Here is a 26,006-nt window from a genome sequence, read left to right as displayed (position 1 = left end):
TGCGTCTCAGTGCCGGACATCAAGAGGAAGATCGCGCGCCACGGGTGGGCGGTGACCGCCGTGGCCGGGTCGGATCACGAGGTACCCGACGTCGCGTACACGACGGGCCTCACCAGCAGGTCGTTGCCCGAACTGATCGTCTACGGACTGCCGTTCCATCTGTCGGGGAGCCTGCTCCACGACATGGCGTCGCAGATGGTCGCCGGTCTCGCACTGTCGTCCGGGATCACGATCCGCAGTGCGACCGGCGACGAACCGGACATCGTGGTCATTCAGGCCGTCAATACCGCGGACATGGTGGTCACCGGTGCGCTGTACTCGGACTTCACTGCGCTGCAACTGGTGTGGCCGGACGTCGACGGCCACTTCCCGTGGGAGCCCGAGTACTCCATCTGTGCCCACCACCAGCCACTGATGGGCGTGGGGTGGGTGTGACGGTTCGGGCCTGACCCGGGCGTGGTGTTCCTCTGTCCGCCCTGTCGAGCGGGTTCCCGCGTCCGACATCGGAGGAAAGGGACACCACGCCCAGCGCGGAAGAACAACGAAATGGTCACAAACCATTCGGCCGAGTAACGAGTCGCCCGGAGATGCAGACACACTGAGGACACCAGACCACCCGAGAGGATCCTCATGCGCTCGCTCACGAAGCTCGCCGGAGCCGCGTTCGTCGGCATCACCGCCGCGACGATGTCCATCGTCGGTGCCGGCACCGCGTCCGCGGTCGACTATCCCGCACCGGTGCCCGTCGATCCGGCGGCCTTCCTGCAGGGCGATGTCGCTTACTTCTCCACCGGCGCCGCCAACTGTTCCATCACCCCGGCGGGGGTCGTGGGTTGCGATCTTCCGGGCGGCGAGTACCTCACCCAGATCCCCTTCGCCCCCGTGGTCTACGACGTGGCGATCGACGTGCCGTGGTTCCCGGCTCACCCGACCTTCGGGATCGGCGGCCCGCGTGGGCGTGCTGGGAGCACTCCCCTCGGTGGCTCGCTCAGCTACGGCGGGGCCACCTGCTACATCGGCTTCAAGGGATCGCTGAACTGTTCCTCGATGGGTCACTCGTTCACGGTGTGGACGCCGTACATGACGTTGAGCTGACCTGAACGCAGCGAGTCACTTCGGATCGGAGCCGCCGTTCTGCTGTGATCGCGCAGTGGACGGAGGAGCAGCCATGGAACCGAGTGCCGAGATCGACGGCCTGATCGCCCGACACCCCGACTGGCGCGGTGACGCCCTGGCGGAAGCACGACGGGTGATTCTGTCGGTGGACGACGGCATCGTCGAGGGCTGGAAGTACATGGGCTCCCCCGCCTGGGATCTCGACGGGCCGCTCATCGTCGGCGACATCTTCAAAGCGAAAGTGAAACTCGGCTTCCAGTACGGGGCATCGCTGGACGACCCGAAGGGCATCTTCAACGGTGAGCTCGGCGGGAAGCAGCGGCGCTCGTACGAACTCTTCGAAGGTGACGTCGTCGACACGGAGGCATTAGCCGGACTGGTCCGTGCGGCGATCGAGCGGAATCGGAACACGAAGGCTGAGTCGCGCACGAAGTAGCTCGGCCGCGATCGAGCATGCCTGGCACCAACGCCGAGTCGTGGGCATCTCGGTGCGCGCAGGTGCCCGAAACATGTCGGTGCCCTGCTGTAAACAGTGAGTAGGCAGACGGACGATTCCTGCCGGCGACGCTCGGTTCTCCGACGTCGAGCTAGCTGTTCGCACAGAATCGAGAACCCCATGGACCACGACAGTCGCGGCTTGGGCGGTATCCCCGCCGGCAACCCCGGATTCACCGTCGCCGTCGAGATCGACCGGCCCTTCGACCAGATCGAACCGGACGAGTACCTCCGGCTGCTGCACCAGGTCGGTGACGACGCGGCCAGGATCGACCGATCCCTACTCGGTCATGCACGCGTCGTCCTCGACGTACCCGGCAGCGGATGGTGGGTCTCCGGACAGGCTGCTCTCCATGCTGTCGACAGGCTCGCAGAGGAGTGGAGCGTCCTCGGTGTCGAGACGAGCCGGTCGGACCTCTGGTCCACCAGCCCTCACATGGCCGACAGTCGCCTCCCCCGCACTCGCCGACTGCCGGCGAGTGAGGGCACGCGGTACACCGTCATCATCGAAATCGAGCCGTACGACGAGCTCGTCGATGACGTGGAGCTGTCCGACTACTTCCGGTCCAGGGAACGCGCGGACGTCGTCGTCGCCGACAACGGGCGTCGGCACATCATCGTGTCGAGGCGCGACTGGGACGTCTCCTGGGCCTGCCAACTCACCGCCAAATCCCTCCATGTCATCAGCAACGCGTGGTCCATCACACGCATCAGGACGGTCGAGACCGCGGTATGGAAACGAGAGCACTCTCGTCCGCGCGCCGACAATCGGCCGACGGCAATCCCGGAGTGGCAGTACGCACTCCGCATCGACGGCACCAGATGCGTCGTCGTCACCGACAAGGATGTCGACCTGGACAACTGGTACGCGAAGTACACCAACTCGGACGGCATGTCGGGCGTCGAGCAGTTCTTCCACGGCCCCGCCTGGTTGACCGACGACGGCGTTGCGAACCTTCGGAGGAACGGCGACGCCATCGACGCATGGATCGCTCCCCTGCCCCGCGGTGGACTCCTCGACAACATCACCGACGGATACGGCCGAGTTCTGCCCGTCGACGACTCCGAGGGCACCGCAGCATGGTTGATGGAATCGATGTTCGACAAGCCCGCCGGCCTGATCATCGAACTCGGTCCCAGCGACTACGACCCCGACGACGAGAGGGACGTGTTCAACGCGCAGATCCACGTCCTCGACGACGGCGTGTACATGGTGCGCCGATCGCGAGCCGTTCTCCAGCGACTCCGACTGGCCGACCATGGTGTCGAGGGGTTGGAGCTGGATCACTGGCATCACGACGATCACTTCGACGACTGCACGGACGGTTATCTGTTCAGCCGCGACACCCAGCTCATCGCCAACGCGTGCGTCGCGTGGTTCCGGCAGAACGGCGTGACCGACGAGCGCAGTGCGCTGGGCTGCTCGTACGAGTTCGTCGACGAACTCCCCCGCACCTCCTGACAGTCCCACGAGAGGACCCCATGACATCGACGTCCGACGCCCTCACTCGCGCACTGAATGACGTGCCGTTGAAGGAGATGGACCCGTCACTGCTCGCCCACGCCATCCGGTACGAGGCGCGCGGTCGAGGACTGGAGACCTCACCGCTCGAGGATGCTCTCGCCGTGGCGTCCTACGCCCATCTGATGCAGCGCCGCACCACTCGCGGCGATCAGATCAACGATCCGTACATCACGCACCCGTCTCGAAACGTGCTGCGTCTCATGAGGTACGGCTGTGCTGATCTCGACGTACTCGTGGCCACCGCCCTGCACGACACCGTCGAGGATCAGTCCGACCGCATCGTCGATCTACTCGGCGGGACCCAGGCTCTCGGCGCACTGGAGGCACACTTCGGTGCGGAGGTCGCACGCCTCGTCGAGGCCGTCACCACCCCGCCGCGCACCGGCGAGGACCGTGCCGCGCAGTACGTCGAACACGTGACGACCGTGATCCGCGACCCGAAGGTCTTTCTGGTCAAGGTGTCCGACTTCGTCGACAACGCCGGCAGCCTGAAGTATCTGGTCGACGACGCCAAGCGCACGAAGCTGCTGCGCAAGTACGCGCCGCTCGTCGAGATCTTCGAGGCGGCGGCCACAGAGCACGGCGAGGCGCTCGGACTGACGGCGGACGGGATGGCGAATCTGCGCGGTCACCTGGCGTCGATCAGGGGGCAGACCAGGGGCTGATGATCACGCGTCGACGAGAAACCCGGCGACAGATTCGCACAGAGTACGCACCTCTGTAACGGTGGGCGACAACTCGTAGGCGTGGTGGTGGCACGCCTGAGACAGACGGCCCCAGGCATAGTCGAGTGTGCGTACCGACTCGTCGTTCGGCGCGAGCGCATACAACACGATCAGCCTTACTTTCATGCTGGCGTGCACGACACCCTCGCCGACCGCTGCGCAGCGCGCCTCGACCACCGACTCGAGTGCCTGCCGGGCGAGTACGGCTGCGAGACGGGCATTCTGGCCGGTCACCGGTTCCTCCTCGAGAAGTCGCCGGGCGTATCCGAGCAACTCCGCGGGCGTCGTCACGGCACCGCCAAGAGTTCGTCGACGAGTTTGTTCAGATCGCTCGCGTGAGACTTGGTCGGGATCGAGCCGGCGCCGTGCACACCCTTGTTGGCGTAGTTCAGCGAGCCGCCTCTCCACTCTCGATAGGACAACCACGCACCAATTTCCTGGTCGGACTTCCCCATCGCCAGCGCGATCCGGCCCCTTGTCTTCTGAGTCTCGGACCACGTGCGCTCCAGGTCGACCCATGCCGTGCCGTCTGCAGTCTGGGTCCGGACGTAGCGATCCCAGGCTGCTGCTTCGATCGCCAAGCGGAAGATCGCTTGCACTGCCCGACGCTTGACCTCGTCGGGTAGGAGCTCGTCTCGCACCGTGGCATGAACGTCGGTGACGTAACGCTGAGCAGGCGTGTCGGCCTCGGCCAGCCGAACCGAGGATCCAGCCTCGCGCGTCACCTCGACGAGTCGGGCTCCGATGGACCGTCGGCGCAGTGCGGCCGGCAGTCGATCGTCGTGCGAGAAGACCACGACCTGTCGGGTGGCTGCGAGATCGACGAGAACGTCGACGAATCCGTCGATCTTGGCCGGGTCCATCGCCTGGATGGGATCGTCGAGAACGAGGAATCGGAACGGGCTTCCCTCGGTGGTCGCACGCGGAATGAACAGCGCCAATGTCAGTGCGTGCAGCTCGCCCTGACTCATCACGGACAGGGCCCCCGTCGGCTGACCGTCGACCGACGCCTCGATGCTGGCTTTACGGCGAGTCGCGCGGCCCTCCAGAGTGATTCGACCGATGTCGACGTTGGACTCCTGCCTCAGCATCGACCAGATGCGACGGGCCTGGTCACCGATGGGCGCCAACCGCTCGTCGCGCAGGACATCGATGTGCCCGGAAAGCCACGTCCGCGCGGCGTCGACGCGGGTGAGCTGTTCCTCGACCGCTCGCGCCTCGCGTTCGAGGTCGACCCATCGGGCGAGCTGTTCCGCGAGTGGCGTCCACTCGGTCTCCAACTGGGCGAGTGCCTGCGCTGCCTGCTCTCGCACTCCGGCTGCGGCGTCGATGAGCACCGGCAGCGATGCTGTGACGTGGTCGCCCAGAGACATCGTGTCCGAGGGCACGGCCCGCGCTGTGTCACGAGCGGCCCGGTAGACCTCGAGGTCCAGTCCACCGGTGTCATCGACGGCAAGCGGTGCTGAGAGAGCGAGGTCTCGCAGGGAGCGCGCTGCCGCATCGAACTCCGACTTCGCGTCGCGGTAGCGCTGGGTGTCCGTTCGACCCGCCTCGAGCGCGAGTCGCGAACGTTCGGCCCAGACGTCGTCCAAGATCCCCTCACCACACACGGGGCACGGTCGACCGTCACCGCCGGAATGCAGTTCCAGAGCGCTGGCCAACAGGTCGAGCAACCGTTCCTGTTCGTCTGCCACCACGCCGGTCACAGCTGACAGAGCGTCTCGGGCGCGCTCGAACCGCGACACCGTCCGGTCAATGTCGCTGATCTCAGCCGTCCGCAGTGTGGCCAGACGCCGCAGGGCCGCCACGACCGTCGACGACGCCGCCTCGGAACCTGTCGCGATGCCCGCGACGACGTCGAGGTCGGGCTTGTGCTTGCGGAGCTGTTGGAATGCCGCAGCGGCACGTTGATCGCTCGACGCTTCGACTGCCGCCTTGACCGACTTCTTCGACTGGGTCGCTGCGGTGCGCGGCTTCTTCAGCTCGCCGTGCCTCTCGGCCAAGCGCTTCTCTGCAGCCGCCACCGCGTCGAGACCCAGTAGTTTCGCAATGGCGTCGTAGAGGGCCGACGGTTCTTGTTCGAACATCCGGCCGACCTCGTCGTACGACAGAATCGGTCGATGGGAATCGAGTGCGTCGCGCCACCCCAGGGTGTCCGTTCCGGTCGACCTCGCCGCCTTCTTCTCCTGAACCCAGAATGCGGCATCGTCGAGCTCCGCCCCAGCGGACCAGTCGACACCGACCGTGGTCTCGGGTCGCCCGTCGATGGTCAGCCCCACACGGATCGACGCCTCGCCGTCGTAGTGCATGTTGCGCCAGGACGACGCCCACACGACGCTCTTCTTGTTCGCACTCCAGCGGTACGACTTGCTGGTGAGAGCGAACTCCAGTGCTTCCGCGAAACTCGACTTGCCGGATCCGTTCCGTCCCGACACCACCGTGATGCCAGGCCCGGGTACCAGGGACAATCTCGACGTCGGACCGATGCCCCTGAACCCGGTCACCTCGATGGAGGACACGAATGCCCCGACGGGACCGTCCTGGGACGCGGGTGAGTCCGGCTGCAGCGCCTCGTGTTCCACGATTCCGTGAAGTTCGCTGGCGAGCTCGGCGTCGCCCTCCAGCGCCGCGAGAACGACATACGCGACCTCGTCGGTGACAGACGCGTCGTCCGTCAGGGCCTGAGTCACTGTGTTGATCAGTTCTGTGTCCGTCACGGTCACGATCTGTGGCACTCCCTCGTACGTTCGACGCCGCCGGTCGAGCGCGACGAATCAGAACGTACCTGCCGGTTCCGACAGCGCGAGTCGTTTCCGATCGGACGGGCCGGGACGTGCCGAGGCCGCTCCTCAGTCGGCCGGCGCAGCCGTGCTCGCTCGGGTGACCAGGCTGGGGGCGATGCTGAAGCGTCGGGTGCTCGACTTCCCGGACTCGATCTGCTCGAGCAGGATCTCGACGCTCCGGACGCCCACCTCGCTGAATTCCTGGCGGATCGTGGTGAGCGGCGGTGAGTAGAACTCGGCGTCGGGGACATCGTCGAAACCGACCAGGCTGATGTCCTCGGGAACCCGCCGCCCGTGGGCGTCGAGCGCGCGCAGCACTCCGAGCGCCATGGAGTCGTTTCCTGCGAACACGGCGGTGACACCTTTGATCTGCGCGAGGACGGTGCCGGCCGCGTAGCCCGACCGGGCGGTCCAGTCCCCGTTCATCATCGGCGGCGGATCGATCCCCCGCTCCTCGTGCACCGACCGCCACCCGCTCACCCGGTCCGCGGCCTCGTACCACCCCAGAGGCCCGGCCACGTGCCACACCTCTCGGTGCCCGAGTTCCAGGAGATGCGACGTGGCGTCCCTCGCTCCGAGGACCTGGTCGACGGACACCACCGCGAGATCTCCGGCGGGCGATCCCTCGACCGCGACGAGCGGCAGTTCGCCGGCCAGCCCCGCGATGTCGCCGTTGTCGGTACGCAGTGGCGCGACCACGACCACCCCGTCGACACCCTGCTTGTGCAGACTCCGAACGCACGCGTTGATGGCGTCCTCCTCCAGCGAGGTCGGAACCCCCACCAGCACCGAGTAGCCGGCGTGCCGGGCGGCCCGCTCGACGCTGTACAGCGTCGAGACCGGTCCGTGCAGAGCAACTCCCGTCGCGACGATGCCGATGGTGCGGTTGCTTCCCGTGACCAGAGCCCGAGCCGCGATGTTGGGCCGATAGCCCAGCTGGGTGATGGCCTGCGTGACCCGCGCCCTGGTCGCGTCGGTGACATGGGGGTGACCGTTGATCACCCGCGAGACGGTCTGGTGGGACACCCCGGCAAGCTTGGCCACGTCCGTCATGGCGGGCCCTCGAATCGGCGTCACAGTCCCCCCAGTTCACTCGTCCGTCGTCCAGGATCGCAGGTTCGGCCCCGCCGCGCCGATCTACCTCGACACGGGCGGCGACGCGGTGGCTGTGGGGGCAGCTTTCGTGTCGGTGGAACCGCCCAACATCTCGGCCGGAACCGGGAGACCCATGTAAGTGGACGGTGCCGGTTTCTCGGCCTTGTCCGGTCCACCCCCGCGTCCGCTGGCGGCTCGACGCTTCGTCCAGATGTCGAAGGCGACGGCCGCGAGAAGGACGAGGCCCTTGACCAACTGGACTCGCTCACTGGGCGATCCGATGAGGGACATCCCGCTGTTGATGACGGCGATGATCAGTCCGCCGGTGAGTGCACCGACGATACGCCCGACGCCACCCTGCACGGCTGCGCCACCGATGAACGCGGCCGCGATGGCGTCGAGCTCGAATCCGTTGCCTGCGGTGGGGCCTGCCTGGTTCAGTCGGCCGGCGAAGATGATTCCCGCCAGGGCCGACAGGACACCCATGTTCACGAACAGCCAGAACGTGACCGGCTTGACCTTGATGCCGGAGAGCGATGCGGCGTGGATGTTGCCGCCGATGGCGTAGACGTGCCGGCCGAACACGGTCTTGCCCGCCAGTGTCGAGTACCCCATCACCAGTACCGCGAGGAGGATCAACACGTACGGCAGGTTCTTGAAGCGCGCCAGCTGCACGGCGATCGCCAGCACGAGAAGTCCGGCGAAGGTGAGCTTGGCGACGAACAGCGGCAACGCATCGACGACCTGGCCGTACTTCTGCCGGCCCATGCGGGTCCGCCACTGGCTGAACACGATTCCGACGATGGCAGCGATGGCGACCAGCAGCGTGAAGATGTCGGCTCCGCCCAGGGGGCCGAGGCCGACGTTGCCGAGGAATCCGGGGAGGAAGCCGTTGGACAGTGTCCGCACCGGTCCGGGGAACGGCCCGATGCCCTGGTTGCCCAGCACGATGAGGGTGACGGCGCGGAAGACGAGCATGCCGGCCAGCGTGACGATGAACGCGGGGATGCCGAAGTACGCGACCCAGTAGCCCTGCCACGCTCCGATCAGTCCGCCCACGACCAGCGTGATCAGCACTGCCAGCGGCCATGGCGCGTTCTGTTGAACCATGAGGACACCCGCGATGGCGCCGGTGGCCGCGACCACCGATCCCACCGACAGGTCGATGTGGCCGGCGATGATGATCACGACCATGCCGATGGCCAGGATCAGGATGTAGGAGTTCTGCACCACCATGTTGCTGATGTTCTGCGGCACCAGAAGTTGTCCACCGGTGAGCGCGGTGAAGAGCAGGATGATCAACGCGAAGGCGATGAAAATTCCGCTCTGGCGGAGGTTTCGCGTGAGCAGCCCCCGGACGGTCGACAGCTGATTCATCGAAGTACTCCTGTTCCACGGGTCATGAGATGCATGAGAGATTCCTGCGTCGCGTCCTCCCGAGTCACCTCACCGGTGATGCGGCCTGCGGACAGCGCGTAGATCCGATCGCACAGCCCCAACAGTTCGGGCAGCTCGGACGAGATCACGAGAACGGCCTTGCCTGCATCGGCGAGGCTGTTGATGATCGAATAGATTTCGAACTTGGCGCCGACGTCGATTCCTCGCGTCGGCTCGTCGAGAATGAGCACGTCCGGATCACTGAAGATCCACTTGCTCAACACGACCTTCTGCTGGTTGCCGCCGGACAGCTTGCCGACGACGGCCTCCACGTTGGGAGCCTTGATGTTCATGCTCTTGCGGAAGCCCTCGGCAACCTCGTACTCGTGGTTGTCGTCGACGAATCCGTGTGCGACCAACTTGTCCAGGGCCGCGGTGGAGATGTTGCGCTTGATGTCGTCGATCAGATTGAGGCCGTAACGCTTGCGATCCTCGGTCGCGTACGCGAGACCGTGCTCGATCGCGTCGTTGACGGACTTGACGTGAATCTCTCTGCCGTACTTATACAACCGTCCGGAAATGTCCGTGCCGTAGCTGCGCCCGAAGACGCTCATGGCCAGTTCCGTGCGGCCGGCACCCATCAGACCGGCGAGACCGACGATCTCCCCGCGACGGAGCGTCAGATTCGCCTTGTCCACGACGGTCCGACCGTGCTGGGTGGGGCTGTGCACGGTCCAGTCCTCGATCCGCAGCACCTCCTCTCCCACCGTGGATTCGTGCGGCGGGAAGCGGTGCTCGAGATCGCGGCCGACCATGAGCGAGATGATGCGATCCTCGGTGGCATCCGGGTTGCGCATGTCCAGCGTCTCGATGGTCCGACCGTCCCGGATGATCGTGGTCCGGTCGGCGATGGCCGCGATCTCGTTGAGCTTGTGCGAGATGATCACGCACGTGATGCCCTCGTCCCGCAGACCGCGCAGCAGGTCGAGGAGATGGGTGGAATCCGAGTCGTTCAGTGCTGCAGTCGGTTCGTCGAGAATCAGGAGCGTCACGTCCTTGGACAGCGCCTTGGCGATCTCCACGAGTTGCTGCTTTCCGACACCGAGGTCGTTGACGACGGTGACCGGGTTCTCCCGCAGCCCTACACGGTTCAGTAGGGCTGCGGCCTCGGAGTTGGTGCGGTTCCAGTCGATGAACCCACGCTTGGACCGCTCGTTGCCGAGGAAGATGTTCTCGGCGATGGACAGATACGGACTGAGCGCGAGTTCCTGGTGGATGATGACGATGCCCTTGGACTCGCTGCTCCGGATGTCGGAGAACTCGCAGGACTCGCCGTCGAACACGATGTCGCCGTCGAACGTGTCATGGGGATACACGCCCGACAGGACCTTCATGAGCGTGGACTTTCCTGCGCCGTTCTCGCCGCAGATCGCGTGGATCTCGCCACGCTCCACCGTCAGCGTGACATCCTGCAGCGCTTTCACACCCGGGAACGTCTTGGTGATCCCGCGCATCTCCAAGATCTGGCTCGTCATCACCGAACTCACTTCAATTGATCCTGGGTGTAGTAGCCGCCCTCGACGAGAAGCTTCTCGTAGTTGTCCTTGTAGACGATCTCGGGCTGCAGCAGGTAGGCGGGAACGACCTTCTCGCCGTTGTCGTAGTCGGTGGTGTTATTAGTCTCGGGCGTCTGGCCGTCGAGCACCGCCTGCGCCATCTGGATCGTGACCGCTGCCAACTCGCGCGTGTCCTTGTAGATGGTGGAGTACTGCTCACCGGCGATGATCGACTTGACCGACGGGACCTCGGCGTCCTGACCGGTGACGATCGGGTAAGGCTGACCGGCGGTTCCGTATCCGTTGCTCTTGAGCGCGGACAGGATTCCGATGGACAGGCCGTCGTAGGGCGAGAGCACACCCTGAACCTTCTGGCCCGACGAGTACGTCTTGGTCAGCAGGTCTTCCATGCGCTTCTGGGCGGTCGCCGGGTCCCACCGAAGGGTTGCGGCCGTCTCGAAGTCGGACTCACCGCTGCCGATCTTCAGGGTTCCCTTGTCCAGGTACGGCTTCAGGGTCTCCATGGCACCGTCGAAGAAGAACGTGGCGTTGTTGTCGTCGGGCGACCCAGCGAAGACCTCGATGTTGAACGGGCCGGCGGGGGCATCGGCCTTGTCGGTGCCGTCCTCGTTCTTCAGGCCCAGGCCGACCAGCAGCGAGGTGGCCTGGTCGACGCCGACCTTGTAGTTGTCGAAGGTGGCGTAGTAGTCGACGTTCGGCGAGTTGCGGATCAGGCGGTCGTACGCGATGACGCCGATGCCGTTGTCCTTGGCTTCCTGCAGCTGCGTGGTGATGGCGGTGCCGTCGACGGACGCCACGATCAGCAGCTTTGCGCCCTGGGTGATCTGGTTCTCGATCTGGTTGACCTGGGTGGGGATGTCGTTCTCCGCGTACTGCAGATCGACCTTGTAGCCCTTCGACTCCAGCGCGCTCTTCAGGTTGTCGCCGTCGGCGATCCACCGGGCGGACGACTTCGTCGGCATCGTGACGCCGATCAGAGCGCCGGCCGTGTCGCCTCCCGCCGAGGGGGCGACGTCGGCAGTCTTCGTGCTGGACCCGCACGCGGTCACCGTGATCGCTATCGCCACCGCGGCCGCAGCCACCGGTAGGTGTCGGAACTTCATCGTGTCTCCTCGGGTGGTGGCTGGTCGGCAGGGACGGCATTCGATTCGCCGTGCTGCGGATCATGCTGCTGTCGAGTGGTGTGAATCACACCGCCCAGCGAGTGTGAGCGATAACATCGACGATGTCAACGGGTCCTCCGAACTGGACTTTGCGACGTGTTAGCGCTAACAGAATGCGCCGGTCGATCCGCGGTGTCGCCACCCCGCTCAGACCACCGTTATGCTTCGGTGCATACAACTACCGAATCAGGACGACTCATGACTCACCCCGGATCGCACGCCTTCGACGACGGCCTCACCCTCGAGCCTTTGGGCGACGGTCGCTACCGCGGCCGGACCTCCGCGCCGTACAACAACATGGTCGGCCCCTTCGGCGGGCTCACCGCCGCGACGCTGGTCCGGGCCGTCGAGCTTCATCCCGATCGACTGGGCGACCCGGTGACGCTGACCGTGAACTTCGCGGGGCCCATCGCCGAGGGCGAGTTCGAGATCTCCACTCGCGCCGTGCGGACGAATCGCAGCAACCAGCACTGGTACCTGGAGCTGAGCCAGGACGGCACGGTCGCCACCACCGCGACCGCGGTCTTCGGTACGCGCCGCACCACCTGGGACGCCCTCGAGTCGTCGCCGCCCGCGATGCCCGACCCCGCGGACGTCGACACGATCGACTTCCCCGAGTTCATCGCCTGGGCGAACAACTACGAGATGCGGTTCACCGCCGGCGCATTGACCGAGACGGAGTCCGCCGATTCCGTTGCGAGGCTGTGGGTCCGGGACTCTCCCCCGCGCCCGATGGACTTCGCGTCCCTGACGTCGATGAGCGATATCTTCTACCCGCGGGTCTTCCAGCGGCGCGGGAAGTACGTCGCCGCCGGAACCATCTCGCTCACCGTGCACTACTTCGCGACGGCGGAGGATCTGGCGGCGCAGTCCGACGGGTACGTCCTCGGGACCGCGCACGCACGACGATTCCATCAGGGCTATTTCGACCAGACCGCCGAGCTGTGGAGCACCAGCGGCACTCTCCTCGCCACCGGACACCAGGTCGTCTACTACAAGGACTGATATCGGGTCCCTGCCGAGCCGCAGTGTGCACAATGTGACACAGGGCACGTAGGTCGTGCGCCTTGCGGATCGACCGGCAGGAGAGTCATGAAGAGCACCATGCAGGACACCCCGTTGTCCATCGGCCAGCTCGTTCGATACGGCACGTCGATGCACGCATCGGCGACGATCACCACGTGGAGCGAGGCGGGGCCGTCGAACATCACCTTCGCCGAGCTCGGTCGACGCGCCGCCAGACTCGCCCACGGTCTTCGAGCGCTCGGGATCGACGGGGACCAGCGCGTCGCCACCTTCATGTGGAACAACTCGCAGCACATGGAGGCCTACATGGCCGTGCCTGCCATGGGTGCCGTGCTGCACACGCTGAACATCCGTCTGTTCCCCGAGCAGCTCACGTACATCGTCGAGCACGCCGAGGACAGCGTCATCATCGCCGACGCCAGCCTGCTCCCCCTGCTGACGCCGCTCCTGCCGACCATGACGACCGTGCGGCACCTCGTCGTCGTGGGCGCCGACCCCGCACAGGTGCAGGCACCGGACCACATCGAGGTGCTGGGCTACGAGGACGTGCTCGCAGGCCACCCCGACGAGTACGACTGGCCCGAGCTCGACGAACGATCCGCTGCAGCAATGTGTTACACCTCGGGCACCACCGGTGACCCGAAAGGCGTCGTCTACTCGCACCGATCGATTTGGCTGCACTCGATGCAGGTCTGCATGACCGATGCCATGGCGCTCGCGCAGTCGGACACCGTGCTCGCCATCGTGCCGATGTTCCACGCCATGTCCTGGGGACTGCCGTACGCCGCGCTGATGGTGGGGGCGTCGCTCATCATGCCGGACCGCTTCCTGCAGCCGGCGCCGCTCGCAGAGATGATGACGACGCTGCGACCCACGGCGGCCGCCGCCGTCCCCACCATCTGGCAGGCACTGCTCGCCCACCTCGAGGACCACCCGGCGGACCTGTCGAGCCTGCGCGACGTCACCGTGGGCGGCAGCGCGTGCCCGCCGAGCCTGATGCGGGCGTTCCACGAGAAGTACGGCGTTCCCATCTCCCAGGCGTGGGGCATGACGGAGACGTCGCCGCTCGGCACGTCCGGGCGCCCCGACGTCGGACTGTCTCCGGAAGACGAGTTCGACGTGCGTTGCACTCAGGGACGTTTCGTGTCCGCTGTCCGTGCTCGCCTGGTCGACGATTCGGGCACCGTCTTGCCTTGGGACGGCACACACGTCGGCGAACTCGAGGTGCGCGGGCCGTGGATCACGGGCAGCTACTACCGCAGCGACGCGTCCGACAAGTTCGACGACGGGTGGCTGCGGACCGGCGATGTCGGCACCATCTCCGAGGGCGGATACCTGACGCTGACGGACCGGTCGAAGGACATCATCAAGTCCGGTGGGGAATGGATCTCGTCCGTCGAGCTCGAGAACCACGTCATGGAGCATTCCGCTGTGCGCGAGGCCGCGGTCATCGGTGTGCCCGATGAGAAGTGGGACGAGCGACCACTCGTCGCCGTCGTCGTGCGCGAGGGTCAGACCGTGACCGCGGAGGAGCTCCGCGACTTCCTCGACGGCCGAGTTGCGCACTGGCAGTTGCCGGAACGCTGGACCTTCATCGACGAGGTGCCGAAGACGAGTGTCGGCAAGTTCGACAAGAAGCGGCTGCGCGGGTCGCATGCAGACGGTGCGTTGGAGGTCGTCGAGGTCGGCTGACGCAACAACGTCAGACGCGGGACACGAGCACTTCCGTCGACCCGTCGAAGGCGCTTCCCGGTGGAGCTGTGGGTGGGGCGTAGTTGAAGCGGTACCGGGTCGGCTCACTCAGTCGAGTCCGCGCCCACTCCTGCGTCAAGGGCTGGACCGGGAAGGTCGAGACGATCTGGGTCTTCGAGCTCGTCACCAGTCCGTACACGACTGCGGTGGAACCGCTTCCAGCATCGGCGACGTAGACGGTGCGCATCGCGTTGGCGGTGTCGACCACCTCGTCGAAGGCGAGGACGACGCGTGTGGTTCCGACCGGATCGCTGAGCGCCGGCAGGACCGTGGATGCGACGCGCTCCATCAGAGGGGTCTCGGATGCCGTCGGCTGAAGGTGAGTGGGCTCCTTGCCGAAGGCGACGGCCAGGTCGCTCGTGAGCCACCTCTGACGTTTCAGTCCGTACGGAGTGACCACTGTCGACAGCAGATAGCCGTACGTGTGCATCAGTCCCGCATGGCCGATGGGGAAGTCGTAGACATCGGTCAGCCCTCTGTGGAGCCAGGCGAAGGTCGCCTCGTCGAACACCGGTGCCTGCACGTTGTCGTCGATCACCGTCGACGACGTCCAGTGGGCCAACTGCTCGTCATCGCGCTGCGATGCAAGGACCTGCCTCACCAGCCAGGGGGCCGGTGCGCTCGGCTCGTCGAGGTCGCCCGTCCTGCTGAGAAGTTCCGCAGTGGCGGACAATTCGGCGAACAGGCCTCTATCGCCGGTCACGCCAGCGGGAGAAGATAGTTGGTCACATCGTCCCAGGTCGCAAATTTCTCGGTACCGAAGGGGATCAACTCACCCTCGAATTCCTTCGCACCGTTGGCACCTCGATCGTCCACCAGAAAGTCACCCCGGTTGAGATTCTTGTGGTGAGAGAGGATGAGGCGCTTGTAGGCCACCGACCCCGACTCGTAGCCCAGGTGCCACTGCACCCACTTGACCTTGTCGTGCCACGCCTGGGCGTTCTTCCACGGGGCAGTGGACAAGATGTACGTATCGAAATGTTCCGCGAGCAGCCTGTAGGCGTCCAAAGCGCCGTCGATCGGATCCATGAGCGAGAAGATGCGCGGAACCTCGTCCAGGTCATCCTCGAGCCCGACGATTTCGGACGGGTGTAGTCGCTTGATACCGGATTGAAAGTCGACCAGCGTGTTGTCTAGATCGACGTACAGAATCTTCTTTTCAGGCATGCGTCTCCCGGTTGAAACAATGAGGGGGTTGCCGTCCGAGTGGAGGCAACATCAACCTAGCAGTGCGCACTGACACGGATGCGGCCTCGATTGTTCACTCACACATTTCACTAATTACTCTGTGCACTGGCTGTGTCACACCAGGGAAACCAGTCGCTGAGCCCACCACGTCCCTGGCGTGGTGAGCAACGCAGGGACTGAGTTACCGGCCCCTGCATCGGGCCATACCTAACCTTATGGCCACAAGGTTGGATATGGCGCGGTCGTATCCAACCTTGTCGACGGTGTCGGACGTCGATGCCACTCTCGGCAGTGCCTGGTTCCCACGGCACAGGACCCCACTCCCGCCGACGACCCTTGTCGTGACCATCAGTTGCGATCGGAGAGGATGTTCCCGATGCCACCACGTAGACGCTCCACCACGACTCGCACCGTGAAGGCCGGTCAGAGCAGCGCAGCCCGGAAGTTCGCCGGAACTGCGAAGAAGCCGACCAAGCGCCGCGCACCGGCGAAGAAGACCGCAGCTCCCGACCTGCGCGTGCCCGACGCCGGCGAGCGTGTGTGGGTGCTGGATGTTCCCTTCGAGGACCGCTCCGCAGCCAGCGCTGCGGGGGCGCGCTGGTACCCCGGCCCACGAGTGTTCGCGTACTACGGCACCGAGTTGCCCGAGTACCTGCAGCCGTACGAGTCGATGCCGTACAGCCTGCAGCGGTGGCTCGAGGATGATGCCAACGAGACCTGGCGCCCGGAGACCGTGCATGCCCGTTCCCTGCTCCCTCGCGACACCCAGCTCGAATCGGTCCGTCGGCACCTCACTGCCCTCGACGAGGGCTTCCCGTACTTCGCGCAGATGGACTCCACCGGCTTGGGCAAGACCCTGTCGGTGTGCGAGGCCGTGCGGCAGATGTCTGCCGCCGAGATCGGCACCGTCCTGGTCGTCGCACCGAAGGGTGCGCTGCCCGGATGGCGTCGCACGATCGCGGACAGTGAAGCCGACATCGAGCCCTCCGACCGTAAGCGCTGGCTCCTGGTCACCTACCAGTCGACGAAGAAGCTGCTGTCCGTCCCACCCGACACCGATCTGGGCAAACGCAAACGGACACAGAACAAGCGAACCATCACGCTCGGCGAACTGCGATTCGAGATCGACGTGGTTATCGCCGACGAGTGCCATGCGTTGATGAACATCGAATCGCAGCAGTCGCAGATCGTGTGGCGCTATCAGGAAGCCGCGCGGTCGGTGGTGTGGATGTCCGCGACCCCCGGTTACCAGCCGCTGCACTTCGCGTACATGGCGCGCGCGATCGAGCAGTCACGCGGCGTCGAAATCGTGGGCGACGACGACCAGCTCGGTTACGCCCTCACCGTGAAGTGGGCCAACTTCCTCGAAGAGTCCGGCTTCGCGATCAAGGCCGGCAAGGCGTCGACAGGGCTGGCCACGTGGCGCTGGGAGCCGGAGGATGCTGCCCGTCGCGAGCGCGATATCGCCGCCGTGCACGGGTGGTTGTCGGGAGGTGCTGTGCCGTGGTCGATCTCGCGACCGTCCCCGCCCACACCACGTGAACCGCTCGGGCAAGAACTGACCGCCGCGCAGAAGCGGCTGTACAACTCTGCATGGGTCGACTATCGCAAGGAGGTCGGTCTGCCGATGTGGAAGGTGTCCGGCGGCAAACGGGTGCTGCAGAAGAATCCGAGTGTTCGCGCTGCAACGCTGCGGTTCCGCCAGAAGTGTTCGTACCTCCGCATTCCCGCGTCCGCCGACCAAGTGCGCACGTGGGTGAAGGCCGGCAACCAGGTGTTCGTGTCGATGTTCTACCGCGAGTCCGTCGCCGCTCTCGCCGACGACTTGCGCGAGAGCGGGCTTGCCGTTGCGGTGGTCGACGGAAGCATGAGCAGTCCGGAGCAGGAGGCCGAGATCCGGCGCTTCCAAACCGGGGACGCGACCGTCATCGTGTCGACCACAACGAGCGCCATCAACCTGCACACCAACGAGATGCTGCTGCCCGAAGGCACGACGTCCACGCTCGCGCCGCGGGTGACGCTGATCCACGACCCTCGGTGGACACCCATCGATATCCGCCAGATCGAGGGCCGCGCCAACCGCATCGACAAGGACCACAACCACACGACGTCCACCTGCTACTACGGCTACGCCGAGGGGACCGTCGAGGAGGAGATGGTGCTGACCGGAGTGGAGCGAATCGCCGACCTGGGATCGATCGTCGGTCAGGCCGATCTGATCGATCCGGAAGCGTTCCTGGCGGCTCGGGTTACTGCTGACAGCTAGTCATCATCCGGCAGTACATAGCTGTGGCAGATTGCTACACTAGGTGCACGACAACGAACGGAGCAGCTCATGGGTACGACGTCATCGCTACGGGTCGACGATGAACTGTATGCATCGGCGAAGCTGGTCGGCAGTGCGTCGAGCCGGAGCGCAGCCCAACAAATTGCACACTGGGCACTGGTCGGGCGTGAGATCGAGGCCTCACATCACATAGCCTCACGCGACATCGCCGGGGTATTGGCAGGTCGGCAGAACTACGACGCGCTCACCCCGCGAGAGCAGGCAGTCGTACGCGCGGAATGGTCCGAGCGAATCGACGCGATGTCAGAAGGCCTGGATCTGCGCAGCGAATTCGAGGCAGAAGGACGGGCCTTCGTCGAATGCGACGAAGACGGCGCTGTGATCGAGCATCGTCCCTAACGGAATGACCCGCGACCCGGTCCTGCACCTGCTTGCCGGCCCGAACGGCGCCGGCAAGAGCACCTTCTTTGCTCGGGTGCTGGCGCCCGTCACTCATCTTCCCTTCGTTAACGCCGACGAGATCGCTACCGAGAACTGGCCCGGTGACGAACAAGCGCACGCGTACGACGCATCGAGGTTGGCCGCCGAACAGCGGGTGGCCTTACTCGCACAGGCCGCGTCGTTCGTCACCGAGACAGTCTTCTCGCATCCGTCGAAGCTCGATCTGATCGAGACGGCGAACGAGGCCGGGTACCTCGTCACACTTCATATCGTCGCCATTCCGGTCGACCTGGCCGTAGCCCGCGTCGTCAACCGCGTCGAGATCGGCGGTCATTCCGTGCCCGAGGCAAAGGTGCGTGAGCGATACGTGCGCCTGTGGCCCTTGGTCCGATCCGCGATCGATGTCGTCGAAAATGCCCGCGCCTACGACAATACCAACGCAAGCAACCCCTTTCGCGTTATCGCTCGTTACGACCATGGTCGACTGGTTGGGGACCCGTCATGGCCGTCGTGGGCTCCCGCCGCACTGATGACCTGACACCTCAGCCACGCAACGACACGTGCAGACCATGCGCGGATGCCGTGTGGATCGGATAGGCGTTGTCCGGGTGCGTCGTGTCCACCGCGGCGTCCGGGTGCGCCTGAAGGAAGTCGTGCACGAACACCGCGATCATCGACGACGCGAACGACTTGCCAGGGCACGATCTCGGACCCTTGCCGAAGGGGATCACCAGCGGGGCGACGTGATCCGTCGCGTGGGCGTTCAGTATCCGGTTCGGATCGAATGTCGGGCCGTACACCGCGTGCAGGGCGTGAATGTTCGGCATCACCAGCGTATTACGGTGCAGATCGATACTGCCGTCACCGAGCGCGATGCGGCAGTCGTCGATCACCCGCCCGTTGAACACGGACCCCGGGGTGTCGATGCGCAACGCTTCTATCACGCACGCGCGGACCACTGCAGAATCGCCCAACGACTCGACGGGGACAGCCGAGAAGGCGTCATTCCACTGCGTGTTGGCGGGATCGAGCAGATGCTTCAGCGTGGCGAGAATGGCCGTGCGCGTCGTGTCGACGCCGGCGATGAAGGACGTCGTGGTGTCGTCACGGACCATGGTCGACGGGAACCCCGAGATGCCGTGAAACCGCCTGATCTGGCCGGCGATGGTGTCGTCGAGCGGCGTATCCGCCAGAGCCGAGGCGTGCTGCAGAAGCGTCCGAGTGTTGGTCCGCATCCACCGTTGCTCCTGCGAGAACGTCCACCGTTGCAGCCGTGGCTCGACTCTCATGGCTTAGGTGTTCGCACAGCGTCGGAGCCGTAAGAAGTTGTCGTACATCGCATCCGCAAACGGCAGCGCCCCATGGGCGCCGCTCTCGTCGACGTAGTCGATCACCGTCGTCGCCGCGTCACCCCACACTGCTTCCGCCACAGCGGTCCGGACGCACTCGGTGACGATCGGCCGCAGGTCGATGCTGTCGTCGTCCGCACGAACATGCGTCGGCAGTGCGCGCGTCATCGCTGCACGGGCGGACCCGGCGCTCGTCGCCACGATCATGTTGCGTTTGCGGTCGCGGAAACGGGGCTGTTGCGCAGAGGAGAAGGTCAGCGCTTCGGGGCTCAGCTGTCCGAACGAATACTGCGCGGCGGTGTCACGATCGATATGCACACCGGCGATCTTCGGGTTGACGATCGCTTCGATGGCCCGGCGCGACACCGCGTACAGCTGCACTCGACTGCCACGCCAGGTACCGATGAAGTCGGACTCTCGATCGTCGACGAACAGGTAGTCGCGCGAGAGTTTCTTGCCGAACGCGTCGGACACTTTCTGTTCCGACGACAACGGCAACGGTCCGCCAATGAAACGGGTTCCCTGCCGTTGGTAGCTGGCGCGCTGAGCGAACACCGACGCCACGCCACCACGCTCCTCGACAGGGCCGGCTCTGCCACGAACCGGACTCAGCGTGACAGTAGTACCCAGCAGGTCACTGCGCTTGGGATGGTTCACAACGAGTGACGGTCAACCTCACGGGACTGTCAGAAGGCCCAGTCCCGGAAACAACGTCTCGGAGAACGGCGCCGGGAACTGGCGGCTCTGCGTCACCACAACGGCGACCTGACCGGGTCCGGTATCTGCAACGACGTCGAGCGGGAGCCCTCGGGCGCCGGCCTTCGGATCGACAGCCGAGAGATCCTCGGAGGCCCAGTGGCGGAAGTCGACGGCGACGGCCGCTCCCGTCGAGAGATTGCGCCACTGCACCGTCATCCACCGGTAGTTGTACTGGTAGTAGTACGGCTTGATGTCGGCGGCGGAGAACCGGACCGAGCCCGGTCTCTCCCCCACCGTCGCCTTGATCGGCGTGGTCTGGATGAGCCCGCCGGGCACGCTGACCGGGCCGATCTCCAGACCCGTCACGACGGGCACCTGCAAGATCGACGTCTGGGGTGCAGCGGATGCCGTTCCCGCGCCCACCCCCAGTAACACCGGGATCGCGAGTGCTATGGCCATTGCCGCTCGACGCGTTGTCTGTCGCATGGTCATCACTCTGACATCGCCAAGCACAAAAAGACCGACCGTTCTGTGACTGTTACCGAGTCTTGATATCGGTAGCCCGCTCGTGGGTGACCGCCGGGATCCGGGATCGGAGTTCCTTGGTGAAACAGCAGCGTCCATCGACCGTCCACCTGGCGCCACAACGAACTCCGGCGCGCATGCCGACCCTCGTGCCTTGTCTCGTAGGTCACGTGAACCATGTCGTCGGCGATCCTCCGGCCGTTGAAGTTCGCGCTCTCGATGGGCTCGGACTCGGGCGCGTCGATTAGCGCTGCAACTATCTCCCGCCGCGTCCACAGCCGACCCGACGCGCCGATCTCCTCGAACGACGGGTCGAGCAGTCGGTCGAGTTCAGTCTGCGATGAGCGCGTCGACGGATCGAGTAGTGCCTTCTCCAGACCGATCACGTGCTCCATCGTCATGTCTTCCACCTCATGATCGTGGACTGTGAACCCCGGTTTCCGGGGGCAGATTTCCACTATCAGGTCCTGTCGTACGCCGGCCGTACTCTCCGAGCACACGATCATGGGGGGGACCTGATGAGTAAGAGCCAACGTAGGGCCAAGGCCGAAAAGCGCACCGCGCAAAGACGGCCGGCATTGTGCTGGCACGACGTGCTGAAACGTTTCGCCGAGTGGTTGGTGAACTCGGGCTGCACCACAGACCCTTTGGCGGCATATTCGACGGCGATTGCAGTCGACCGATCCAGGCGCGAACACGACATCCTGGTCGCGGGATCCGACATACCACTGGAGTTGTTCGACACAGACGTGTACGCCGACGACTGCGGACACACACCGTGGTCACCCGACGACACTGTCGATGCGCTCGATCTCTTCGCGCGATTCATTGTCGAAGAACGTGTTTCGCCGACACAGACAAACGACCTCGCGGAGATGGTCGGGGTTTCCCCGCCACGCATGGCACCGGTCCCGCGACGTCGCTCGGCACCCCTCGGTCCGACCACCCTGACGTCTCACGTCCGGCGGGTTGCTGCCTGGTGCGAAGACAACGGCAGCGTTCCCGACCCCTGCTTCGCACACCCGCGCTCGAGCAGGCAGCTTCGAGACGCCCTCGGCCCGACCGGTGAAGGCGATACCATCAGCGAACTGCTGTCGACGGTGACGTACCAGGTGGTTATCGCGACCGCGTTGGGAGTGGGCGTCCTGCGCAACGAGGATCGAACACTTCGAGCAGGAGACGCATTCGATCACTGGCTCTCGGCACCGAGCGAGGAGTGGCGACGCAGAAGTCTCGTCGAGGCCTACATCGCGTGCTTGGAACCCGTTGTCGCACTGAACGCCTCGCCGCAGCGGGAGATAGCCGCAGCCTGCGCGGCGCTGTGGTTCATCCTCGTCCGCTCACTGGTCGACGACCCAGCCCATGACGGCGAAGCTTTCGACGCGGGCATCGACACCGACATCGAGAAAGTCAGCGCGTGGGTGTTCGTGCGACTGGCAACCATGGTCGACCTCGGACTGATCGTCCCGGTGAACGGACAGTTCTGTGTTCCGGACTCTCACGCGCCGGCACTTATCGAGGCGCTCGATCGTCGTCGTCTCGACACGTCGACGCCGGCGGATCTCGAGCGTCGATCCTGATCGTGGACTTCAGACCCCGGATTCCGGGGCCCAAAGTCCACAAACGACTCTGGCCCATGCACGACGCGCGTGCATGGGCCAGATGGTCGAGAACTACTTGGTCGCAGACTCCAGGGCCTGATTGAATGTCTTGCTCGGACGCATGATCGAGATTGCCTTCTCGGGATCCGGGTAGTAGTACCCGCCGATGTCGACGGGCTCACCCTGCGCGTCGCCGAGCTCCTTGACGATGGCCTCTTCCTGATCGGCCAGCGTCTTGGCGAGCGGCGCGAAGTGCTTCGCCAGCTCTTCGTCCTCGGTCTGGTTCGCCAGCTCCTGCGCCCAGAACTTGGCGAGGTAGAACTGGCTGCCGCGGTTGTCGAGCTCGCCGGTGGTGCGCGACGGGCCCTTGTTCTCCTCGAGCAGCTTGCCGGTCGCGGCGTCGAGGGCCTTACCCAAGACGTTCGCCTTGCCGCCGGTCTTCTTGCCCAGGTCCTCGAGGCTCACGGCCAGCGCGAGGAACTCTCCGAGCGAGTCCCAGCGGAGGTGGTTCTCCTCGATGAGCTGCTTGACGTGCTTCGGCGCGGAACCGCCAGCACCCGTCTCGTACAGTCCGCCGCCGGCCATCAGAGGAACGATGGACAACATCTTGGCGCTGGTGCCGAGTTCGAGAATCGGGAACAGGTCCGTGAGGTAGTCGCGGAGGATGTTGCCGGTCGCGGAGATGGTGTCCAGACCGCGGACGACGCGCTCGAGCGTGTACCGCATCGCGCGGACCTGCGACATGATCTGGATGTCGAGGCCCTCGGTGTCGTGATCCTTCAGGTACGTGCGCACCTTTTTGATCAGCTCGTTCTCGTGGGGGCGGTACGGGTCGAGCCAGAAGAGCACCGGCATCCCCGAGTCGCGCGCACGGTTCACGGCGAGCTTGACCCAGTCCTGGATCGGCGCGTCCTTGACGATGCAGAGGCGCCAGATGTCGCCCTTCTCCACGTTCTGCGTGAGCATGACCTCGCCGGTCGCCACGTCGACGATGTTCGCGACGGCGTCCTCTTCGATCTCGAAGGTCTTGTCGTGCGAGCCGTACTCCTCGGCCTTCTGCGCCATGAGGCCGACGTTGGGAACGGTGCCCATGGTCGTCGGGTCGAACTGGCCGTTCGTCTTACAGAAGTTCACCATCTCCTGGTAGATGCGGGAGAAGGTCGACTCCGGGTTGACCGCCTTGGTGTCCTTGGGACGACCGTCGGCTCCCCACATCTTGCCGCCGGCGCGAATCATCGCGGGCATGGAGGCGTCGACGATGACGTCGCTGGGCGAGTGGAAGTTCGAGATACCGCGTGCCGAGTCGACCATGGCCAACTCGGGACGATGCTCGTGGCACTTGTGCAGATCCTCGACGATCTCGTCGCGCTTCGACGCCGGGAGGGTGTCGATCTTGCTGTAGAGATCGGAGAGGCCGTTGTTGACGTTGACGCCGAGCTCTTCGAACAGCTCGTTGTGCTTGGCGAAGGCGTCTTTGTAGAAGACGCGCACCGCGTGACCGAAGACGATGGGGTGCGACACCCGCATCATCGTGGCCTTGACGTGCAGAGAGAACATGACGCCCGTCTCGTAGGCGTCCTGCATCTGCTCTTCGTAGAACTTGTCCAGCGCCTTGGCGCTCATGAACATGCTGTCGATGACGTCGCCGTCGGTCAGCGAGACCTTCGGCTTGAGGACGACCGTCTTGCCGCTCTTCGTCTCGAGCTCCATCTTGACCTCGCGGTCGCCCTGGACGGTCATCGACTTCTCACCGTGGTAGAAATCGCCCTCGCGCATGTGCGCGACATGCGTGCGCGACGCCGGCGACCACTCGGTCATGCTGTGCGGGTGCTTGCGCGCGTACTCCTTGACGGCCTTCGGCGCGCGGCGGTCGGAGTTGCCCTCACGGAGGACGGGGTTGACGGCGCTACCGAGACACTTGGTGTAGCGGTCGCGGATCTCCCGCTCCTCGTCCGTCTTCGGGTTGCCCGGGAAGTCGGGGATCTTGTAGCCCTTGTCCTGCAGTTCCTTGATCGCGGCGTGCAGCTGCGGTACCGAGGCACTGATGTTGGGGAGCTTGATGATGTTCGTGTCGGGCAGCTGCGTCAGCTTGCCCAGCTCGGCCAAGTTGTCCGGCACCCGCTGGTCCTCGTCCAGGTAGTCGGGGAACTCGGCGAGGATGCGACTGGCAACGGAGATGTCGCTCGACTCCACCTCGATCCCGGCTGCGCTGGCGAAAGTGCGGATGACCGGCAGGAACGCGTGAGTCGCCAGCATGGGCGCCTCGTCGGTCAGGGTGTAGATGATGGTCGGCTTTTTCTCAGTCATTGCAGGTCTTGCCTCGTTTTCCGTCTGCTCGACGTCGTCTGTCCTTGTGGGCTCGGAGACAACTTTAGTCGTGCAGGGCTGTGTTGTGGCGACCCCGGTCCAGCGGGCTCGATGTGTCTCGAGACATAACCTGACCTGCGCCGACGATCTTCCACCGGCGGTCCGGGAGGCTACCGGTGAGTAACCTGCCGTGACCGGCGGCGGAGGTCGGGCGCCGGTGACTCACAGCATTCGACTGAGGAACTGCTTCGTGCGTTCGTTGCGCGGATTGTCGAAGAATTCATTCGGCGCCGCATCCTCCACGATGCGCCCGTCGCTCATGAACACCACGCGATCGGCAGCTGCTCGCGCGAACCCCATCTCGTGACTCACCACGACCATGGTCATCCCCTCGTCGCGCAGTCGCAGCATGACGTCGAGGACCTCCTTGACCATCTCGGGATCCAGCGCTGAGGTCGGCTCGTCGAACAGCATGACCTCGGGCTTCATCGCGAGCGCTCGCGCGATGGCCACCCGCTGCTGTTGACCGCCGGAGAGCTGAGACGGGTAGTTCTCACTCTTGTCACCAAGTCCGACGAGTGTGAGCAGCTCCTGAGCCTGCGCTCGCGCCTTGTCCTTGGGGGTTCCGAGCACGTGCCGTGGGCCGGCGGCCACGTTGTCGAGCGCCGTCATCATCGGGAACAGGTTGAAGTTCTGGAACACCATCCCCGTGTAGTGGCGCTGCCGGGCGATGCTCGACTCGGACAGTGGTGTCCGCTTGCCGTCGTCGGAGAACCCCATCAGTTCCCCGCACACCCGGACCGTCCCCGACTCGATGGTCTCGAGGCAGTTGAGCGTGCGGAGCAACGTGCTCTTCCCGCTTCCCGACGGCCCGAGGAGAAGCACCACCTCGCCCTTCGCGACTCGGAAGTCGATGCCGTCGAGCACCACGAGATCGTTGAACGCCTTGGTCATGTCCTGAACGTCGATCATCGT

At 64.9% G+C, this 26,006-nt stretch carries 25 protein-coding genes; 11 read left to right on the top strand and 14 right to left on the bottom strand.

All coding sequences use genetic code 11. From position 1 onward, the window contains the following. The first annotated feature begins 9 nt into the window (after positions 1 to 9). The 5 genes from HQ308_RS05635 (at position 10) to HQ308_RS05615 (ending at position 3,801) form a co-directional block, all read left to right on the top strand. Positions 10 to 435: a DUF4262 domain-containing protein gene (locus HQ308_RS05635; protein WP_056695792.1), complete on the top strand. Its 426-nt coding sequence runs from the start codon at positions 10 to 12 to the stop codon at positions 433 to 435. Positions 436 to 630: 195 nt separating this feature from the next. Next, entirely contained in the window at positions 631 to 1,095 is a 465-nt protein-coding gene (locus HQ308_RS05630; protein ID WP_056448204.1) for a hypothetical protein, read from the top strand. Between the two features lie 73 nt (positions 1,096 to 1,168). Continuing rightward, the gene (locus tag HQ308_RS05625; RefSeq protein WP_222645829.1) at positions 1,169 to 1,552 is read left to right on the top strand and encodes a DUF1801 domain-containing protein; all 384 of its coding nucleotides are present in this window, start codon (positions 1,169 to 1,171) and stop codon (positions 1,550 to 1,552) included. A 180-nt stretch (positions 1,553 to 1,732) separates the two neighbouring features. Then, a complete protein-coding gene (locus HQ308_RS22900; protein ID WP_308115684.1) occupies positions 1,733 to 3,073 on the top strand; it encodes a hypothetical protein in 1,341 nt (446 codons plus the stop codon). A 20-nt stretch (positions 3,074 to 3,093) separates the two neighbouring features. Next, complete coding sequence (locus tag HQ308_RS05615; RefSeq protein ID WP_222645828.1) at positions 3,094 to 3,801, top strand: HD domain-containing protein; 708 nt, start codon at positions 3,094 to 3,096, stop codon at positions 3,799 to 3,801. Positions 3,802 to 3,804: 3 nt separating this feature from the next. Here the strand turns inward: HQ308_RS05615 and HQ308_RS05610 are convergent, their stop codons facing one another. From HQ308_RS05610 to chvE, 6 genes are all read right to left on the bottom strand, one after another. After that, positions 3,805 to 4,152, bottom strand: a complete 348-nt coding sequence (locus tag HQ308_RS05610; RefSeq protein ID WP_285184597.1) for a hypothetical protein — start codon at positions 4,150 to 4,152, stop codon at positions 3,805 to 3,807. Continuing rightward, a complete protein-coding gene (locus tag HQ308_RS05605) occupies positions 4,149 to 6,578 on the bottom strand; it encodes an AAA family ATPase (protein WP_222645827.1) in 2,430 nt (809 codons plus the stop codon). The genes HQ308_RS05610 and HQ308_RS05605 overlap by 4 nt, the downstream gene beginning before the upstream one ends. Before the next feature lie 132 nt (positions 6,579 to 6,710). Beyond that, positions 6,711 to 7,697, bottom strand: a complete 987-nt coding sequence (locus tag HQ308_RS05600; protein WP_261775752.1) for a LacI family DNA-binding transcriptional regulator — start codon at positions 7,695 to 7,697, stop codon at positions 6,711 to 6,713. A gap of 84 nt (positions 7,698 to 7,781) precedes the next feature. After that, entirely contained in the window at positions 7,782 to 9,116 is a 1,335-nt protein-coding gene (gene mmsB / locus HQ308_RS05595; protein WP_222645826.1) for a multiple monosaccharide ABC transporter permease, read from the bottom strand. After that, positions 9,113 to 10,651: a multiple monosaccharide ABC transporter ATP-binding protein gene (gene mmsA / locus HQ308_RS05590; RefSeq protein WP_222645825.1), complete on the bottom strand. Its 1,539-nt coding sequence runs from the start codon at positions 10,649 to 10,651 to the stop codon at positions 9,113 to 9,115. The genes mmsB and mmsA overlap by 4 nt, the downstream gene beginning before the upstream one ends. Before the next feature lie 8 nt (positions 10,652 to 10,659). Next, positions 10,660 to 11,796, bottom strand: a complete 1,137-nt coding sequence (gene chvE / locus HQ308_RS05585) for a multiple monosaccharide ABC transporter substrate-binding protein (RefSeq protein ID WP_027504865.1) — start codon at positions 11,794 to 11,796, stop codon at positions 10,660 to 10,662. 258 nt (positions 11,797 to 12,054) lie between these two features. On the opposite strand from chvE, the gene HQ308_RS05580 reads away from it, so the two are divergent. Beyond that, the gene (locus tag HQ308_RS05580; protein WP_222645824.1) at positions 12,055 to 12,861 is read left to right on the top strand and encodes an acyl-CoA thioesterase II; all 807 of its coding nucleotides are present in this window, start codon (positions 12,055 to 12,057) and stop codon (positions 12,859 to 12,861) included. Between the two features lie 87 nt (positions 12,862 to 12,948). After that, on the top strand, positions 12,949 to 14,574 hold the full coding sequence (locus HQ308_RS05575) for a long-chain fatty acid--CoA ligase (protein WP_222645823.1): 1,626 nt from the start codon (positions 12,949 to 12,951) through the stop codon (positions 14,572 to 14,574). 10 nt (positions 14,575 to 14,584) lie between these two features. Here HQ308_RS05575 and HQ308_RS05570 read toward each other — a convergent pair whose 3' ends face one another. After that, entirely contained in the window at positions 14,585 to 15,337 is a 753-nt protein-coding gene (locus HQ308_RS05570; protein ID WP_222645822.1) for a hypothetical protein, read from the bottom strand. After that, entirely contained in the window at positions 15,334 to 15,801 is a 468-nt protein-coding gene (locus HQ308_RS05565; protein ID WP_222645821.1) for a hypothetical protein, read from the bottom strand. Before HQ308_RS05565 ends, HQ308_RS05570 begins: the two co-directional genes overlap by 4 nt. A 397-nt stretch (positions 15,802 to 16,198) precedes the next feature. Here HQ308_RS05565 and HQ308_RS05560 point away from each other — a divergent pair, with 397 nt between their 5' ends. The 3 genes from HQ308_RS05560 to HQ308_RS05550 all read left to right on the top strand — a co-directional run bounded on the left by HQ308_RS05560 (position 16,199) and on the right by HQ308_RS05550 (position 19,088). Beyond that, on the top strand, positions 16,199 to 18,088 hold the full coding sequence (locus HQ308_RS05560; RefSeq protein WP_261775751.1) for a DEAD/DEAH box helicase: 1,890 nt from the start codon (positions 16,199 to 16,201) through the stop codon (positions 18,086 to 18,088). Positions 18,089 to 18,157: 69 nt separating this feature from the next. Continuing rightward, positions 18,158 to 18,508 carry a hypothetical protein gene (locus HQ308_RS05555; protein ID WP_052493090.1) on the top strand — a complete coding sequence of 117 codons (351 nt, stop codon included), beginning with the start codon at positions 18,158 to 18,160 and terminating at the stop codon, positions 18,506 to 18,508. 4 nt (positions 18,509 to 18,512) lie between these two features. Beyond that, the gene (locus HQ308_RS05550; RefSeq protein WP_222645817.1) at positions 18,513 to 19,088 is read left to right on the top strand and encodes a zeta toxin family protein; all 576 of its coding nucleotides are present in this window, start codon (positions 18,513 to 18,515) and stop codon (positions 19,086 to 19,088) included. A 4-nt stretch (positions 19,089 to 19,092) separates the two neighbouring features. Here the strand turns inward: HQ308_RS05550 and HQ308_RS05545 are convergent, their stop codons facing one another. The 4 genes from HQ308_RS05545 to HQ308_RS05530 all read right to left on the bottom strand — a co-directional run bounded on the left by HQ308_RS05545 (position 19,093) and on the right by HQ308_RS05530 (position 21,524). Continuing rightward, positions 19,093 to 19,839 (bottom strand): cytochrome P450, encoded by a 747-nt coding sequence (locus tag HQ308_RS05545; protein WP_222645815.1) that lies wholly within the window; start codon positions 19,837 to 19,839, stop codon positions 19,093 to 19,095. 3 nt (positions 19,840 to 19,842) lie between these two features. Continuing rightward, positions 19,843 to 20,463 carry a hypothetical protein gene (locus HQ308_RS05540; protein ID WP_222645814.1) on the bottom strand — a complete coding sequence of 207 codons (621 nt, stop codon included), beginning with the start codon at positions 20,461 to 20,463 and terminating at the stop codon, positions 19,843 to 19,845. Positions 20,464 to 20,574: 111 nt separating this feature from the next. Further along, positions 20,575 to 21,084 carry a hypothetical protein gene (locus HQ308_RS05535; protein ID WP_261775750.1) on the bottom strand — a complete coding sequence of 170 codons (510 nt, stop codon included), beginning with the start codon at positions 21,082 to 21,084 and terminating at the stop codon, positions 20,575 to 20,577. Positions 21,085 to 21,089: 5 nt separating this feature from the next. Further along, complete coding sequence (locus tag HQ308_RS05530; protein WP_222645812.1) at positions 21,090 to 21,524, bottom strand: DUF4440 domain-containing protein; 435 nt, start codon at positions 21,522 to 21,524, stop codon at positions 21,090 to 21,092. Positions 21,525 to 21,641: 117 nt separating this feature from the next. Between HQ308_RS05530 and HQ308_RS05525 the strand changes: the two genes are divergently transcribed. After that, the gene (locus HQ308_RS05525) at positions 21,642 to 22,703 is read left to right on the top strand and encodes a hypothetical protein (RefSeq protein ID WP_222645810.1); all 1,062 of its coding nucleotides are present in this window, start codon (positions 21,642 to 21,644) and stop codon (positions 22,701 to 22,703) included. Between the two features lie 93 nt (positions 22,704 to 22,796). Here HQ308_RS05525 and HQ308_RS05520 read toward each other — a convergent pair whose 3' ends face one another. Beyond that, positions 22,797 to 25,031, bottom strand: coding sequence for an NADP-dependent isocitrate dehydrogenase (locus HQ308_RS05520; protein ID WP_222645808.1), 2,235 nt, complete (start codon positions 25,029 to 25,031; stop codon positions 22,797 to 22,799). 222 nt (positions 25,032 to 25,253) lie between these two features. Continuing rightward, complete coding sequence (locus HQ308_RS05515; RefSeq protein WP_222645962.1) at positions 25,254 to 26,003, bottom strand: amino acid ABC transporter ATP-binding protein; 750 nt, start codon at positions 26,001 to 26,003, stop codon at positions 25,254 to 25,256. Between the last annotated feature and the right edge of the window lie 3 nt (positions 26,004 to 26,006).

This window comes from Rhodococcus sp. BP-241 (genome assembly GCF_019836145.1).
Classification (GTDB): Bacteria; Actinomycetota; Actinomycetes; order Mycobacteriales; family Mycobacteriaceae; genus Rhodococcoides.
This window is presented reverse-complemented; position numbering and strand designations above follow the sequence as displayed.